The organism is Citrobacter sp. Marseille-Q6884 (genome assembly GCF_945906775.1).
In the GTDB taxonomy this organism is placed as follows: Bacteria; Pseudomonadota; Gammaproteobacteria; order Enterobacterales; family Enterobacteriaceae; genus Citrobacter.
Genome location: NZ_CAMDRE010000001.1, coordinates 2122073 through 2138615, shown reverse-complemented (window position 1 = coordinate 2138615; position 16543 = coordinate 2122073). Strand labels below are relative to the sequence as shown.

Annotated in this window: 16 protein-coding genes and 2 pseudogenes; 7 read left to right on the top strand and 11 right to left on the bottom strand. The window is 47.7% G+C overall.

Annotated elements, in window-relative coordinates; genetic code table 11:
- Positions 1 to 84 precede the first annotated feature (84 nt).
- Together N7268_RS10130 and N7268_RS10125 are read left to right on the top strand one after the other, a co-directional pair.
- A complete protein-coding gene (locus N7268_RS10130; RefSeq protein ID WP_260862789.1) occupies positions 85 to 936 on the top strand; it encodes an aldo/keto reductase in 852 nt (283 codons plus the stop codon).
- A 26-nt stretch (positions 937 to 962) separates the two neighbouring features.
- Positions 963 to 1952 (top strand): aldo/keto reductase, encoded by a 990-nt coding sequence (locus N7268_RS10125; protein WP_260862788.1) that lies wholly within the window; start codon positions 963 to 965, stop codon positions 1950 to 1952.
- 34 nt (positions 1953 to 1986) lie between these two features.
- Here N7268_RS10125 and N7268_RS10120 read toward each other — a convergent pair whose 3' ends face one another.
- Positions 1987 to 2880 carry a LysR family transcriptional regulator gene (locus N7268_RS10120; protein WP_260862787.1) on the bottom strand — a complete coding sequence of 298 codons (894 nt, stop codon included), beginning with the start codon at positions 2878 to 2880 and terminating at the stop codon, positions 1987 to 1989.
- Positions 2881 to 3456: 576 nt separating this feature from the next.
- Between N7268_RS10120 and N7268_RS10115 the strand changes: the two genes are divergently transcribed.
- Genes N7268_RS10115 through N7268_RS10105 form a run of 3 tightly spaced genes read left to right on the top strand, consistent with a single transcriptional unit; the run spans position 3457 to position 5906 of the window.
- Positions 3457 to 4368 carry a glycosyltransferase family 2 protein gene (locus N7268_RS10115; RefSeq protein WP_260862786.1) on the top strand — a complete coding sequence of 304 codons (912 nt, stop codon included), beginning with the start codon at positions 3457 to 3459 and terminating at the stop codon, positions 4366 to 4368.
- A gap of 18 nt (positions 4369 to 4386) precedes the next feature.
- The gene (locus tag N7268_RS10110; RefSeq protein ID WP_260862785.1) at positions 4387 to 5190 is read left to right on the top strand and encodes a glucosyltransferase domain-containing protein; all 804 of its coding nucleotides are present in this window, start codon (positions 4387 to 4389) and stop codon (positions 5188 to 5190) included.
- A gap of 5 nt (positions 5191 to 5195) precedes the next feature.
- Positions 5196 to 5906, top strand: coding sequence for a hypothetical protein (locus N7268_RS10105; RefSeq protein ID WP_260862784.1), 711 nt, complete (start codon positions 5196 to 5198; stop codon positions 5904 to 5906).
- 165 nt (positions 5907 to 6071) lie between these two features.
- Here the strand turns inward: N7268_RS10105 and N7268_RS10100 are convergent.
- From N7268_RS10100 to N7268_RS10085, 4 genes and pseudogenes are all read right to left on the bottom strand, one after another.
- Positions 6072 to 6192 (bottom strand): annotated as a pseudogene (locus tag N7268_RS10100) (integrase); the annotation flags it as partial.
- A gap of 70 nt (positions 6193 to 6262) precedes the next feature.
- Positions 6263 to 6751: pseudogene (locus N7268_RS10095) on the bottom strand (IS3 family transposase); the annotation flags it as partial.
- Positions 6752 to 7020: 269 nt separating this feature from the next.
- Positions 7021 to 7407: a DUF6979 family protein gene (locus N7268_RS10090; protein ID WP_260862783.1), complete on the bottom strand. Its 387-nt coding sequence runs from the start codon at positions 7405 to 7407 to the stop codon at positions 7021 to 7023.
- A gap of 320 nt (positions 7408 to 7727) precedes the next feature.
- Positions 7728 to 7988, bottom strand: coding sequence for an excisionase family protein (locus N7268_RS10085; protein ID WP_061548343.1), 261 nt, complete (start codon positions 7986 to 7988; stop codon positions 7728 to 7730).
- A 412-nt stretch (positions 7989 to 8400) separates the two neighbouring features.
- Between N7268_RS10085 and N7268_RS25190 the strand changes: the two genes are divergently transcribed.
- On the top strand, positions 8401 to 8535 hold the full coding sequence (locus tag N7268_RS25190; RefSeq protein WP_409929186.1) for a hypothetical protein: 135 nt from the start codon (positions 8401 to 8403) through the stop codon (positions 8533 to 8535).
- A gap of 472 nt (positions 8536 to 9007) precedes the next feature.
- On the top strand, positions 9008 to 9214 hold the full coding sequence (locus N7268_RS10075) for a hypothetical protein (RefSeq protein WP_260862781.1): 207 nt from the start codon (positions 9008 to 9010) through the stop codon (positions 9212 to 9214).
- Positions 9215 to 10305: 1091 nt separating this feature from the next.
- Here the strand turns inward: N7268_RS10075 and N7268_RS10070 are convergent.
- From N7268_RS10070 to N7268_RS10045, 6 genes are all read right to left on the bottom strand, one after another.
- Entirely contained in the window at positions 10306 to 11004 is a 699-nt protein-coding gene (locus N7268_RS10070; RefSeq protein ID WP_260862780.1) for a hypothetical protein, read from the bottom strand.
- Between the two features lie 143 nt (positions 11005 to 11147).
- Positions 11148 to 13856, bottom strand: a complete 2709-nt coding sequence (locus N7268_RS10065) for a lytic transglycosylase domain-containing protein (protein ID WP_313958384.1) — start codon at positions 13854 to 13856, stop codon at positions 11148 to 11150.
- Entirely contained in the window at positions 13853 to 15172 is a 1320-nt protein-coding gene (locus N7268_RS10060; protein ID WP_260862778.1) for a DNA transfer protein, read from the bottom strand. The genes N7268_RS10065 and N7268_RS10060 overlap by 4 nt, the downstream gene beginning before the upstream one ends.
- A complete protein-coding gene (locus N7268_RS10055) occupies positions 15172 to 15840 on the bottom strand; it encodes a DNA transfer protein (RefSeq protein WP_260862777.1) in 669 nt (222 codons plus the stop codon). Before N7268_RS10055 ends, N7268_RS10060 begins: the two co-directional genes overlap by 1 nt.
- The gene (locus N7268_RS10050) at positions 15834 to 16295 is read right to left on the bottom strand and encodes a DUF2824 family protein (RefSeq protein WP_260862776.1); all 462 of its coding nucleotides are present in this window, start codon (positions 16293 to 16295) and stop codon (positions 15834 to 15836) included. The genes N7268_RS10055 and N7268_RS10050 overlap by 7 nt, the downstream gene beginning before the upstream one ends.
- Positions 16296 to 16311: 16 nt before the next feature.
- On the bottom strand, positions 16312 to 16473 hold the full coding sequence (locus N7268_RS10045) for a hypothetical protein (RefSeq protein ID WP_049014588.1): 162 nt from the start codon (positions 16471 to 16473) through the stop codon (positions 16312 to 16314).
- Between the last annotated feature and the right edge of the window lie 70 nt (positions 16474 to 16543).

Below are 16543 nucleotides of genomic sequence, written 5' to 3'. Positions count from 1 at the left end.
ATAAACCCTAGCTAATTACCCTACCTAATCAGATAAATCAGTTTACGTTATGCTTTTCCCCAACAATCGCGGGAGGAAAACATCATGCAAACGGTAAATCTACATAACGGTATTGAAATGCCCCTGCTGGGCTTTGGTGTCTTCCAGATGACGGATGCTGCGGAATGCGAAAGAGCCGTTATTGATGCCATCGAAACGGGATACCGTCTGATCGATACCGCCGCGTCTTATCAGAATGAAACCCAGGTCGGGAACGCACTGAAACAGACCGGCATCGCGCGTAACGAGCTCTTTGTAACGACCAAACTTTGGCTGCAGGATACCCATTACGAAGGCGCTAAAGCACAGTTCGAGCGCTCTCTGAATCGACTGCAACTTGATTACATTGACCTGTACCTGATTCACCAGCCTTACGGTGATGTCCATGGTGCCTGGCGTGCCATGGAAGAGTTGCAACAGGCAGGCAAAATTCGCGCCATTGGCGTGAGTAACTTCCATCCTGACCGTCTGGCCGACCTTATCGCCTTCAACAACGTTGCCCCTGCAGTGAACCAGATTGAAGTTAACCCCTTCAACCAGCAATTACACGCCGTACCGTGGATGCAAAGCCATGGCATTCAGCCGGAAGCCTGGGCACCGTTTGCTGAAGGTAAAAATGGCCTGTTCCAGCATCCCGTATTAACGGCTATTGGTCAGAAGTACGGCAAAAGTGTGGGCCAGGTTGTACTGCGTTGGATCTTCCAGCGCGGCATCGTTTCACTGGCGAAATCGGTGCGCAAAGAACGCATGGGAGAGAACATCAACATTCTCGATTTTGAACTCAGTTCTGCAGATATGCTGCAGATTGCCGCGCTCGATACGGCCACCAGCGCCTTCTTCTCTCACCGCGACCCGGCGATGGTGGAGTGGCTGACTGGCCGCAAACTTGACGTTTAAGGCGCAATAAAAGAGGTATTCATTCAATGCAAAAACGTTATCTGGGTAAATCCAGACTCGAAGTCTCCGCACTTGGGTTCGGTTGCATGGGCTTAAGCCACGGCTACGGCCCGGCGACGGATACTCGTCAGGCTATCGAGCTCATTCGCGCTGCGGTTGAACGTGGTGTCACCTTCTTCGATACCGCCGAAGTGTATGGCCCCTTTCTTAATGAAGAGGTTGTAGGCGAGGCCTTAAAACCGTTTCGTGACCGTGTGGTCATCGCCACCAAATTTGGTTTTACCTTTGGCGACGATAACAAGCAGCAGATTTTAAACAGCCGCCCGGAACATATCCGTGAAGCCGTTGAAGGATCATTACGCCGTCTTAAAACTGATGTCATTGATCTGTTGTACCAACACCGTGTCGATCCGAATGTCCCGATTGAAGATGTTGCGGGAACGGTGAAAGATCTGATTGCCGAAGGGAAGGTCAAGCATTTCGGTCTGTCTGAAGCGGGCGCACAAACCATTCGTCGGGCGCATGCTGTACAACCGGTCACCGCGCTGCAAAGCGAATACTCCCTGTGGTGGCGCGAGCCTGAGCAGGCGATCCTGCCATTGCTGGAGGAACTGGGTATTGGCTTTGTGCCCTTCAGTCCCTTAGGCAAAGGTTTCCTGACGGGATCGATAAAGCCAGGAACGACGTTTGGGAAGGATGATTACCGAAGCCAGGTACCGCGTTTCGCCGAACAAGCGATCGAAGCCAATGAAAAGCTGGTCTCGTTGTTGGGAGAACTGGCTGCAGAGAAAGGCGTGACGTCTGCACAAATCGCGCTGGCATGGCTGTTGGCACAAAAACCGTGGATTGTGCCTATCCCAGGTACCACGAAATTGCACCGTCTGGAGGAAAACCTGGAGGCTGTCGACATCATTCTTTCGCAGGATGACTCGCGGCAGATAACACAGGCGCTTGAAACGATTAAAATCGTCGGTGAGCGTTACTCACCTGAGCACCAGGCTCGTGTAGACCGTTAATACCCTTTCGGGTCCACAACACATTGCGGACCCGTTATTCCGCGTAACGCAGCGCATCGATCATCAGCGCAAAGGCCGGTGGATGCTGCTTACGGCTCGGGTAGTAGAGATAATATCCGGGGAAAGACGGACACCAGTCCTGCAGAACCTGAATAAGTTCTCCTGACTTTATATAATCCTGCACACTATCCTCAGGTATACAGGCGAGGCCAAAACCGGATAAAGCCGCATCAATCCTTTCCGCCAGCAGATTAAACGTCACCTGCCCTTCCACTCTGACCCGTAACGGTTTCCCTCCCTTCTCAAACTCCCAGTGGTAAAGTCCACCGGCAGTCGGCAGGCGCATATTGATGCATCGATGATGTTGGAGCTCGTGCGGCGTTTCAGGTACAGGGGTTGCGGCGAAATAAGACGGTGCGCCAACCACTGCCATGCGCATGTCCGGTCCAATCCTCACGGCGACCATGTCCTTATCCACGCTTTCGCCCAGACGGATCCCGGCATCAAAACGCCCTTCAACAATATCGACAAAGCCGTTATCAACCACCAGTTCAACATTAATTTCCGGGTATTCCCTGAGGAACGGTTTTAGCTTCGGCCATACCAGACTTCGCGCGGCATGCTCCCCGGCAGATAAACGAATGTTACCGGAGGCGGTGCCGTTCAGCTGAACCAGCGATTCCAGCTCCTGCTCAAGATCGGCAATACGCGGTTCAAGGCAGGCAATTATTCTCTCACCCGCTTCGGTAGGGGCCACGCTTCGGGTGGTACGGGTCAGAAGGCGAATATTGAGCCTTTCCTCCAGTGCCTTCATCGCATGGCTAAGGGCTGACTGAGAAACACCGAGTTTGCCCGCAGCTTTGGTAAAACTTCGCTCCCTTGCCACCACCAGAAAGATTTGCAGTTCATTGAAATTTTCTTTGAGCATCGGCGATTTCCTTAAGCAGGTGTTGGTTAGGAGTAAAGACGACCCACGTTCTAAAAGACTCTGTCAGCGCAACGATTGAGACTCATAAGCCGTTCAACACGGGCAGAATTTGAAATAGTCCGATAATTGGGCGTCGAACCCAGAACTTTCACCGAGACTGTCGAACAATAAGATAAGCAATGATAAACTCCCACATCCTCAGGACTGACTATTTTTATAATGTTAACGTTATTAGTAAGTAAACGTCGATAAGAATTTTGAATATCTAATACTCATGAGTCATGTTCGTAGTATGCATTTGTGGTTTGCATACAAATTAGATGCTGGAGCTACTTTGTAGGATTCATATTTACCGTCTCGTTCAGCTTCGTAATAAACGCAAAATTTACCTTCAGCGTTTTAATAACAGCACTCAGATATATATTACATATTGATTTTATAGAAACCTTGAATGCAGCGATTGGCAGGGCTACTGATAAATTCGAGCTTATTCCAATAATCACACTTATCACGTTTTCCGCATCTATCTGTATGCCGATTTATTTACTCGATATTCATTGTCTTTAAGGATGAGAAATGAAAATCTCGTTAGTCGTTCCGGTCTTTAATGAAGAGGCCACAATACCGATTTTCTATACGACAGTTCGTGAATTTGAAGATTTACAGCAACATGATGTTGAAATTGTGTTCATTAACGACGGAAGTAAGGATGCCACAGAGTCGCTAATTAACGCTCTGGCTGTATCTGATCCGCTCGTTGTTCCCCTTTCATTTACCCGTAATTTTGGCAAAGAGTCTGCACTTTTCGCCGGGCTGGATCATGCCACAGGTGATGCAGTTATTCCAATTGACGTAGACCTGCAGGACCCGATTGAAGTCATCCCTCATCTGATAGAGAAATGGCATGCCGGTGCTGACATGGTATTGGCCAAGCGCTCTGCTCGCTCCACTGATAGTAGACTTAAGCGCAAGACTGCTGAGTGGTTCTATATGCTGCATAATAAAATCAGCACCCCGATGATTGAAGAAAACGTTGGCGACTTTCGGCTGATGTCCCGTGAAGTGGTAGAAAATATCAAGCTTATGCCTGAGCGTAATCTATTCATGAAAGGTGTACTTAGCTGGGTTGGCGGCAAAACTGATATCGTTGAATATGTCCGCGTCGAACGAGTTGCTGGTAACTCTAAATTTAATGGCTGGAAGCTATGGAACCTGGCTTTAGAAGGGATTACCAGTTTCTCAACGTTTCCTCTGCGCATCTGGACATACATTGGACTATTCGTCGCCAGTGTATCGTTCTTCTATGGCGCATGGATGATATTTGAAACGGAAGCATTCGGTAATCCAGTGCCCGGGTATCCCTCTCTGCTGGTTTCTATACTCTTCCTTGGCGGCGTTCAACTCATTGGCATCGGAATTCTGGGTGAGTACGTTGGCAGAATATATACAGAAACAAAACAACGCCCAAAATACTTATTGAAAAAATGAAATCAATTCGGACACAACATGGCCAGCCTAATTAATAAAAATCTAAAAAATGCAATACCAAACAATCTCTTTCACGAAGAGAATAACATTGTATTTTTATGCTGTCTAACTGCATTAATTATAATATATGTCATGCCTATTATTCTGGCAGATAGATTGTATATTGATGACATTTTAAGATCCCAACTTGGATACACCAATTGGTCTGCAAATGGAAGACCATTATCTGACCTGTTAATGATAGCATTTTCATTTTTTGGTAAAAATATTGTTGACCTATCCCCCCTCACACTTATTATAGCATTATCCATATTTTCATTTTGCGCACTTATATACTATAAGACTAACTTAGATGAGTTCAGCCCTATCGCATCCGCTCTTATCATGTTCTCCGTAATAGCAAACCCGTTTCTGCTTGAGAACCTGTCTTATAAGTTTGATGTATTGCCAATGATTACATCACTCTCGATACTTTTGATCCCATTCGTTTTTAAACCAAAAAGTTTTATTTGCATGATGCTATCAATAGTTATGATAATATCATCACTTTGTCTTTATCAGGCATCTATAGGTTTTTATGTTTGCCTGTCAATAATAGAATATTTTCTCTCATATAAAAGATGCAATGCAGAAAGTGCATGTTGCAGAATTAATAACGCTGTATTTAGAATAATTTCATTAGTAGTTGCATATTATCTATATGTATTATTGACAAAAAGCATGGTGGCAGATGAATATAATTTAATACACTCTCAAACTCTGGCGATAAATCGGGAAAGTCTCTCTGTATTTACGTGGAACATTAGCACCTATCAGACATAATTATTTTGTATTTTAAAAACATTAAACATACAACATATTTTATGTATGCTGTTGTTGTATGTTCAATAGTTTCCGCCATATTAAACAGGGGAAACAATAACAAACAACCATTAAATATTATAGACAGTGTCATTTTTTTATTATCTCCGATATTAATTGTATTCGGCACCTTTATTCATTTATGTTTTCTTAGCGCTCCGGTTTTTGCCGATAGGGTGTTGATATCGTTTGGTGCAGTAATGATGTTTGTCACTATATGCTTCTTTTCCACAATTAAAAACAAATATATAGCATCAGTTTTTATATCTTTTCCATTACTGTTTGTGTTTGTTTATTCATTTACTTTTGGTGCAGCACAAAAATATCAAAAAGAGTATGATAACAGGATATCCAACGATATTGCACTTTCAGTATCCAGAGCGGACCCGGAAGGTAAATTAGCGCTATTTATAGCTGGAAGACAACCATCATCAAACCAGAGAATAAATGCAGTAAATAGATTCTCATCATTATCCTCTCTTATCCCTCTGTATTACACTAACGGATGGTGGGGAAAACATCTTATAAAGATGTTTGGCATTAAAAATCGTGTTATTGGTACAAAATCTGGAACACAAGCATGTGGTATGAAGAAATTTGAAGAAACACAGATATATTCATTATATATAGACTCGGAAAATATATTAGTAGATTTCGACAAGCCTGCGTGCAAGTGAAATAAAAACTTTTAAAGCTAATTAGTTAACTTATATAGATAAATCCAGACTGGGTTTATCTATATAGCAGCAAGTTATATTAATAGGTTACAGAACTATCTGTTTTATGAGTATTACTCACATTAGCGCTTTTGAGTAAATGGCCAAAGCTAATCTCGACACTTACTGCATCCGCCGTTTTCGAGAATTCGTGGGAACAACCTCATGATACAACCCAGCACCATCTGCCAGCTTATAGGCTTTCTCGGGGTTTAGCTGCATCTACCTGTCGCGCATTTAGCTTCATTGGGGGCATCTCCCTGGACCGAACACAGAATGCCTCCAACTGTAACTTGATTCTGGTTGAGGTGTAGTGGTCAACAAAAACTGGCCACGGTTTTAGAGTTTTTCCAGTATCGATTTTCCGATTCGTTTGGGGGTAACCCACCGTTATAGTCATGCGGCCTTAGCGAGCTGTAATACCCGACGACATAGTCGGTGATCGCATGAGCAGCTTCGCTAAAGTTTATATAACCTGTCACTGGCACCCACTCGTTTTTCAGACTTCTGAAGAAGCGTTCCATCGGGCTGTTGTCCCAACAGTTTCCGCGTTCGCTCATACTCTGCCTGATCCGGCAACGCCACAGTAACTGACGGAACTGCCTGCTTGTATAGTGGCTGTCCTGGTCACTGTGGAACGTCACTCCCGCTGGTTTACCGCGAGCTTCCCATGCCATTTCCAGTGCTTTGATGGTCAGCTTGCTGTCCGCCGAGAATGGCATTGCCCAACCCACCGGTTTCCTTGCAAATAGATCGAGAACAACAGCGAGGTAAGCCCAACGCTTGCCCGTCCAGATATAAGTCACCTTGTAAATATACCCCCGAATGTATCCTCATATGCATGTATGATTTTGGGGTGTGCCAGCAGACGCCAGAATACAAGCCAGAGCTGGAAGACGCGGATTATAAGGGGTTTCGGTGAACTTGAGTAGACTTTGAGAGATGCTTGAATGGTGCGATAATAGGAACAAAACAAAATACATAAAGCAATTGATTTTAATAGAATTTATTATGTTTTGTTTTTTGACATACCCCCATAAATACCCCCATTTGCATTTCCGTATCATTCAATCGCTCACTTTTCAGCCATACTACCGTGCTGTAAAAGACCTGCATCATGCAAAGCGATTACGATATTCACCTGATCGTGAGGTTGTACATAACCTGATGTGACTTGTTGCCAAATAGCGTTGTTGTCAACTTCATGCCCTGACAGGATCAGGTTGGCAGCGGCTACCGCATAACCTTTATTTTTATTATCTTTACGAAGGCCATAACATCCGGATGGAATCCCCTTAACCATTCCCTCCTCGCACAACCCAATGAACGCATTGCGCGGGCAACCTTCATCATAAGCATTCAACTCCTGAATTGTGTACGCCCAGACCCTTTTCACATCAGGTTTATCCATCCCCAGACATCTATCTGCTGTTAGTAATGCGGCATCAGTATACTTAGTCATCTATTGCGTCTCTGTTGCTGAATACAAAGAACCATTCATCCACCTAGTAGCAGCCGTGGATACTACTCAGATACTCTAACCATCTTAACGCTCCAGCCAAGACTCACCGTTACTCCAGTTTCCTATGTTTATGGCGAAAGCACTTTTTCTATTACGCCAGTTTCCTGGGCTTATGGGGAAGAGAACGTCTCGCTTTCTCCAGAAACTAAAGAAACTGGCGTAATAATAGAGATTCTGTGTTTTGGCATCACATCGACTTCGGGAAACTCGCAACGACCTTGCATAAAATCCATGATCAACACAATGCCAGTGAAACCCGATTATCCGTCCGAGCGTTTTGTTCGTGGTATTGCGGGCTTCTGGCGTTCAACCCAGTTATCGACCTCATGGCGGTTGTAGAGGATAGGGGAGTTTTCCTTAGGCTGGCAATCACCGGAGTAATGCCGGTACTCTCGACCTTCCATCCAGGACTTCTCCCGGGCAGATTTGATGGCATGTTTAGTTAGCCCCGTAATTGCCATCAATAGCTCTTCGGATACCCACTTATTGGGAACTAGTTGGATAATGCTCTTCTCTGACATACAGCCACCATTATAGTTTTACTCACTATGGCGGCGATCATATCGAATATGTTATTTTTTGATGTGAGTAACATCCCGGCTACAGATATCCCCTTGCTTTGAAAAACGCCATTACCTCTGAGTGCCTGTACAGTGCTCCCCCTTTAGGCGGCATAAAGTCATCAACTGGTTCGGGGAATGGCGTCCCCTCTAGTTGCCATCGCTGGCGCATGCGATAGAAGGTTGTACGAGAAATGCCGCCGAGCATGTTCTGAATGTCCGTTCTGGTAATGAGTACTGGCTCTAAATCTCTCACATAACCTCCACCGACCAGCATCTACGCCATTTCAATCACTAGGCTGAAACCCATTAAGTGCTATATACACCTGTTACATTTTTCTTTAAAAACTGGGGCATAGGGGAAAATATCAGTATGGTTACAACTACCGCCGTGGCGATGGTTTATTCCATTGGTAAACAGATCCGTTCATCATCTCCCGGTAACGTATCGCTGCCATTCTCCCTTCCGCAATCTGCCGCTGAACTTCACGCAGTTCTGCAGGGTTAAGCTGGTGGCCGTCATGCTCGAGCTTGGCAATGGTCAGTAACTCTATCTCGCGTGGCGTCATGGCATCCGCTCTCCTGCAAAAAAAGAAAAAATTTCCAAACTCTCTATATAAGCAGAAAAGTATCATTTTTCTTGGGATAACGGGATAACTTCGAAATAATACAATACAATCAATGTTTTGCACGTTTAAGTTTATCCCAAGGTTATCCCAGTTATCCCAGTTATCCCAAAACAATGCTGTTTATCCCAGACTTTTTACCGAATTGGCCTTATTTATGGTCTTTATTTAATCAACATTAGTCTAATCCGGTGCTGTTCTGGTGCTGGTTAGCGCCGTCAACAGCGGTAAACAGCTTCCGGCCAGAGAGGATATTTTCCTGGCTGGCGCTGTTATGCGTGAAGTCTATGCGTGAACCCCAGCGACTATGCGTTAAGTTGCCGCTCGGTTACCGCCTTTTCCGTGGTAACCTTTTTGGTAACCTCTCTTTTGGTAACAGGCGCTTTCGGTGGCAACCTGCCTGGCAACCTCGCGTTTGGCAACCACCTTTCGCTGGAAACCAACGTGGAAACCTTCCCAGTGGAAACCGCTTATTCCGGCTGCTGTGCCAGTGACCAACAACAGGTATCCATCCTCGCACCTGCCGTTCTGGTGGATACTTGGGCGGATACCAGAATCTGAGCACTACGAAAGTTCCGTAGTAGATAATGATGGCGCACAAACGTTACGTTCTTTCGTTCTTTAAAAGTGACTCGCTGAAAAGAACAGACCCGAAATTGTCGGGATAGTCAGTTCGTGTAGGACGTTTTGTCCTTTGGCAGATCTGCAGGTTCGCACGCCATAACAGGCCAAAACCCTGCGTACCTGCTTGCGTACCTCGCACCAGGAATTGTCGGAGATACTCATCTGACTATCTCTTAGATAGCCTGAGTACGAACCGCCGAAGATGCGTTACCCTTGCTGGTGGTCGACTGGGTATTCATCAGACCCGCGGCAGCCATAACAATCCATAACAGGCGCTGCGCACTAACAATGAATAATAGGTTCGCACGCAACACTAAGTTTGACTAAGCCTGACTGCAAATTGCCGGTTTTGAATGTCAGGTTTTGACTGGTTTCTTTATGGACTCCGAAAACTCCCCTGCTGCTCGCGTAGTGATGTCGGAAAAATCTTCGCTGTATACTGACGTAAGATAAATCTTTCCCACGTTCTGCTCGCGTAGTGATGTCCGAAAAACCTTCGGGTGGTCTGCCTCGTACTTGTCGCAAAAATCCAAGCAGCGGGCCTCTCAGCTATTCAGCGCCTTCGGTGATGTTCGGTTAATCTTCAATCGGCGGACTTTTCCGCCGGTTAACCTCGCGCGCGTACTGTTGCATAAAGTCGCTTTCCCTCGCGTGGTGACCGTAAGAAAATCTTCACTCCTCGCATAATGCCCCCTAAAAAACCTTCCCATCTAGGATGGTGAGGTAATTAAAATCTTCGCGCGCGTACTGGTCACGAAACTCCCCCGCCTCGCGTAGTGATCACCGAAAAACCTTGGCGCACACAAACCCTCTTCTGCTCGCGTGGTGACCCCAGATAAATCTTCACGTGTGCGCGCATGGGCGCGTACTTGTCTCGAAATCCCATTCGGCAAGGTTTGAGCGGGCAATCACATTAGTGTGCGTTTGGAGCGTCACTGCTCATTGGAAGGATTAGTGTAATCTTAGTGTGGTAGGGATGTAGCTCTCAGGGCCTGGGTAAAAAAAAGCCCGGCGAACCGGGCAATTGATTAGTTTGGCGCTTTGGGGTCAATATTAAAAGTTACATCACCCTCTGTATTTTTCCCTGCATAGCTGGCGGCTATTCGGGCGAGCCCCTTATAATCAGCAATGCCATCAGACTGCTGAGAAACAACTGAGCTACCAACTTTCCAAAGCATGTTTACCTGTTTGTTATTGAGGTAAGCCTTTGCATCAAATGACTGAAGTATTACTCCCGCGCCATAAAATGTGTCAGTCACAGTCGTGTTGTACGCTCCAGTAATTCCATAAGTAGGGGTATAAACCGTTGTCGCCGTTCCAGTAGTATTAGCAGTGCCGTATCCACCACCGTAGCTGTTAAATGTTGTATTCGCACTTCCGTACGTTGTTGCTGAGCTCACACCAGTTTGTCCGTAGATCGGGACAGTAACGTTGCGAGTATTTGAAACAGCACCGCTTCTCAGAAAGTCTAAGAGGATTGCCTGATCAGCCTGTTTTTCATCTTTTACCTGTGTATAGCCCTGACTCGATAAGCCAGCCGCTACCACAGATGCTATTTGAGTATATTCAATCTGTTTGGTGTTCCAGAGTTCTTGGCTGGCGGGAATGATTACGAATTTCTTACCAACAGTTTGCCCAGAAGACAAAGCGTTTACAGTTACCAGAGGTTTTTGTACGCATCCAGCTAATAATGATAAAACAAATAATACCAGGAGCTTTTTAAGCATGATGATCTCATCCAAGAATTGTATGGCTGTAAATTATCACCACTGTAAGCGAATGTAAGCAGCGCATTCATGATGTAGCTGCAAATTTTGACACTTAATTAATGGCTCTAATTGTTTAATATCAGCCATCCATGGCTCGCTAATCATTCACTATGCTTGAGCCCGCTCAATGATGCTACGATCCCCACTCGCATCAATTGCGCCAGCCCGTCAGCGCCTATGGCATCACGAATAGCTTTCATCGCCAGCTTATTCGCTGCAAATCGCTTCTCTGCGGCGGCAATTGCCGCAGGTGAGCCTCCAGCATTAACTGCTTTCGTTGCCTCCTGAACGGCCTTTTCAATAGCGTAACGCCCGCTGCGGGTTGCGCCTATTTTTGCTACAGCACTTTTAATACCAGACGATGCCAAAGAGCCGGCAATAGCACCTGGAACACCGCCGCCAAAGCCACCAGCAATCGCCCCGGAATGCTGGATGCCGTTCATGATAATACTCACTACTTTTGGCAGGCCGGAATCCAGCGTTTTGAGCGTTTCCGTTGTCCTGCCAGTGCGCTCAATGAAGCGCTGCGGTCGTGTGGCGGCCTTTGCCAGCGTGCCGAACTCCTTCATGATGCGGCCAACCTGCGGCGCGTGCTTCGTGATTGCAGCGACGTTCTGAGGCGTCATCAGCTTGCCAAAATATTGCAGCCCTGCGCCCTCACTCACGCCGCCGTTTTGCCCCTGCGAGGCAGCGTGCTGGAGGATAGAGGCAATCGCTGGCTGGCGTTCCGCCTCAGGCAAAGAGGTAATCAACTGATGAAAACCGCCAGTGCCTTTATCCGCGCTGGATTTGAGAGCATCCACGCCTTTTTTAACCAGCACATCAGAGGCCAGATCTCGCCCGAAGACGCCCTCCGCGTTTTTTTTTGCGGTGATATAGGCTTTTGAGAGGTCATTAGCTTTCTGCCAGTCCGGGAGAAAATTGCCTTTCTGGGCCATCGTCTTCATATCATCTGTAATGGCCCGTCGCATCTCTCCGGCAACACGGGCAGCATTAGGTTTGCCTGCACGAATATTTGCACCTTCAGCATCTGCAAACTTTGCCCGCCATGCTTTCATACCATCAAATGTAATACCACCCTGACCATTTGCAGACTGGAACTGCTTCATCTCCGGGCTTAACGGCACTCCTGCTGTTTTTTCTGACTGAACGACCGCCATTCCATTGCTCATTGGCATTCGCTCACGTGGCATCGTGCTGCGTAAATCATCCCACGCCGCATTTTCAGTATTCTTCATATCGTCAAGACTGGCACTGATACGATCTTTAATTGCTGCGCTTTTTTCCGATGCGCTACCAGATTCAGCACCAAAATCCGAAAGCTGTTTGTTCAACTTTGAGGAAATTTCATTAAAGGCTGTCAGATGCGCATCCTGAACGTGACCCGGCGTTGATGCGAGAACACCTTCAGCCTGAGCAATACCACGACTACCTGAGCGCATCCCTGGTGTCAGAGCGTCAATATCAACTCCAGTGCTTTCTGCAGCTCTCGCAACATCATCACTGACGCTTGATGCCTGAGATGCGATATTTTGACGACCGGCAGCAGAACGCGCCGCTTTTGATACATCATTGGCGGTTTTCAGCCCATTCACTGCTCCACCAGCAGACCCTGCTGGGTTCGCGTTACCGCGCATTACATCACGCACCGCACCGGTAGCCGCTTGCCCGCCCTTTATCAAAGCACGAGCCCCCAGCGACCCAGCCAGGCCAATACCAGTCTCTTTTGCTAAATCTTCCGGGCTGATCTGTCCGTTCTTCTGGGCGTTCACCAGCGTGCCGGGAAGGTTTTCCGCCAGCATGCCAGCTAACTGAGTGGCAGCACGCTCAGCGCGCGGAGCATTGGCGACAGAAGCTGCGGCGGCGGCTGTCCTTTCCGCGCCCACTCCTGGAATAAGGTAAGGGGCCAGTTGCTCACCCGCCTGCGCATATGGGTCAGTAGGACGATCCACGGGACGAGATACAGGTGACATTGGGTTATATGTGCCATCTCCCATGCCAAGCTGTTGACCTGCCCATGCCCCAGCTGACTGAGCCGCGTTAACTACACCAACGCCTGCGTCCATTACATCAAACGGGATATTGGCAATCCCTCTCGCCGCCTGTTCAGGCGCTGCTTTCAGGCCAGGAGAAAGATACTCCATCTCAGGGTTAAGGTTTGACTGGGCTACCTGCTGTTGCGGCTCACCGGCTCCCTCATTGGCAAGAAACTGGGCTCGCTTCTGTTGCCACGAGCTGGCAGTTGGCTGTCCTGCCTCCTGATTTTTAAACTGCTGGCGTTTTGCATCCCATGCAGAGGTATCACCCACCTGTGAGATTGCCTTGTCGAGGTCTGCGTAGTCAGGCTGCTGAAGGGTGCGGCGCTGACCAGCCTGGGCATACTGCAGGACTTCACTGTCATCAGGGATAATCCCTGCATCTGCAAATTTACTGACGTAATCCGCTGTTTCAGCTGGCAGCGTGGCCTTGCCGTTCCTGACCGCATTAACACGCGCATTGCCGGAATTGTACCCGGCCAGCGCCATACCAATATCACCAAAGCGCTCCACCCCTTTATTGAGGTGGTTTGCTGCGATGTCCATTTGCTTTTCAAACGGTAGTGAGCGGGGATCCGTCCCACGATAACCCGCATCACTCATTGCCGACGGCATCAACTGAGCGTACCCTCTCGCACCTTTCGGTGACTCTGCGCCACCGTTGCCACTGGATTCATTGCCCACTAACATTTCCATCGTGCCGGATGGGAACCCGTATTTTTCATCGAGGCGGCGGGAATAGGCTGTCTGTCTTTCTGTCATCTGCGCCATCACTGTCCTCCCTTAATCTTTGCCTGATAGTAACTTTCCGGCAGGTAGCCATGTGCGGTCACATAGTCCTTAACCAGTGAGGGATCCTGCAGCAGCATTTTGGTATCTGTCTCCTCATCCTGTGATTTGGTTACAGGAATGCCGAGCCCGGAAATCTGACGCTTCTGCATGCGAACAATTACGTCCTGAGCTTTGTTCAATTCACGCAAAAACGCCTCGTTGCTGGTGGCGGACTTGATACCGTTTTGAGACTGCATAAGAGCCGCCCTCTCCCCCTCAGTTGGGTTCCCGCCAAATGTCCCTTTGAGGCTCGGCAGAATAACTTTGAGGTTGTATTCATCAGCTTTGGCGCGCAGGCTTCGCGTGTCCTCTGCCATGTCAGGAAGGAACCCAAGCCCACCAGTCAGCGGGTTGTAGTTTTGCGAACGGGTGACCGCCGTTGGATGCTGTCCGACAATACCCGCCAGCTCATGCCCTACTCCAAGCGCAGAGTTCAGGGAGTCGATATTGCCTGCGACAGTATTAATTTTGTCGTTCTGCTTCTCCATTTTCGCCTGCTGTACTTTGCCAAGTTCAGCGTTCAGCTTGTCGCGCTCGATATCATTTTGAGCACGCCCAAGCCGGGCTTTCAGAGCCATTTCCCGCACACGCAGTTGGTTATCGCTCTGTGCTTTAAATGTGTCAATAGCCAGCCTCTGCTGCCCCAGGTCTGCATTTGACTGAGCCGTAAACGCAGAAGTGTTTGCATTCTGCTGCGCAATGCCCTGCCCCTGCTGCTTGTCCTGGACACCAAAGTAACTATTTGGATCAGCATGCAGGTGGATTAAATCTGCAGTGCGGTTAAAGCCCTGCGGGTCTTGTTGCCACGACTGATAAACTTCATCTGGAGTGAGCCCGAATCGTTGTAGTACTGGCTGTGCCTGCTGAACGGCTCTTTGCATCGCACTCGGATCGCCCGTCTGCGAAGCTAGCCTCAGATTCATCGCTGCTTGCGCCGTTTGCCTGTTCTGCTCGGCATCAATAAATCCCATTTGCTTTTGGGAATCAGGCATAAACTGTGGGTATTGAGCCATTAACTTTTGTACACCAGTACGATCATTATTAGCTACCATGCTACCCAATTGCGTCTGATAATCTTTAAGCTGCTGAGCTGCTTGCGCCTGTTTATTAACATCAACAATACCTCTTAGTCCCTGAAGTGCCATTACACCCAAATTAGGTTGTTGCTGATATTGCATGGGTTGGGGAACGCCAGATCCGGGAGCATTAATATTTTGTGCAGACATACTAGGAAGACCACCTAATTGCCATGTCGCCATCAGAAAAGCCCCCCAAGCAAACCAACACCAGCACCAATTGCTGTACCTATTCCCGGACCACCAAAAGCAGAGCCAATCTGAGCACCAGCCATAGCACCACCAAGACCACCAGTTAGCGCTGATTGGAAGCCAGACGGTTGAGATGCTCTAGCAGCATTGATAGATCCCAGCCCTTGCAAAAGCTGCCCGGTGTTGTTGGCGTAGTTCTGCCCGTTTGTGGCCTGCCCGGCTGTCGCATTCATACCAATACCCAGCAGGTTGCCGTAATTTTGCATCTGACCATTTAGCCAGTTGTTATAAAGCTGTGGGCCAATTGCGCCCAATTGGTTTGCTGTAGCAGTAGAACCTAATCCACCCGTCGCCTCTGCCGAACGCAATATTTGATTTCTAGCCTGATCAGCCATTCGCTGGTAAAGACCGGATCCAAAGAAATCATTTGCCGCTTTGTCCTGTCCCTCAAGCGTCATCAGCCCCTGCAATCCCTGCAATGCAGGTAATCCAACTTCCGCATACGGCTTGAGATTGTTCATCACCGTATTCCACTGGTCGCGCTGCAAATCTATTGCCTGCTGCTGTGCCTGAGCCTGCGCTTTTGATGCGCCACCATCACCGCCCTTTGCGTATACAGCACGGTTAAGATGCTTATTTGCTATCTGAATAATTAACATTCGATAAATTCCTTATATTGCTGGCGTGTTAACTGGTACAGAGTTACGCCGACTGGTTTTCCACTGCTGATATATGCATCGTCCAGATGCCCGACACGCCTGGCTCCAAGCAACCGAATAATTGCCCTGCCGTATTTGGTCGTGTCTGGAACCATCGTGATGCTGTTGGTGAAGGGGGAGTTATCGAGAAGCCAGCGGCAAAACAGGCGGTGACCATTTAGCGCGTATTCGCCGCGGAACCCCGGCTCGTAAATCGCATGGCACTCTACAACTGTATGCCAGAAGTTCCGTACTTCGTGGATGCCAGCCAGAAGAAGTCCTTCGAAAACACCCAGATAGAGAGCGTCGGGTTTGATATGGTACTGCTGACCGGGCTCAACAATGTTCCCGGTATTATCAGGATCGTTCAGAAAGGCCTGTAATCGCATTGGGTCATCAATAATTTTTAGTTCCATGCGCTACCTTCCGTTTCTACATACAACCCGCCAGCGCCTTATCCATCAGCCCACGCGCAATTTCATGCAGAGTAGGAGCTACACCAATCCCTGATTTTTTACGCTGTTCATCCTGAATCTTTTTGATGGCCTGCATCTGTTTTTCACTGAGCAAAACCGGTTTTACTGAAACAGCCATATAGCCTCCATTACTGTATGTTGATACAGTCATTATAGTTTCATGAAACGCAATGATCATTAATTATATT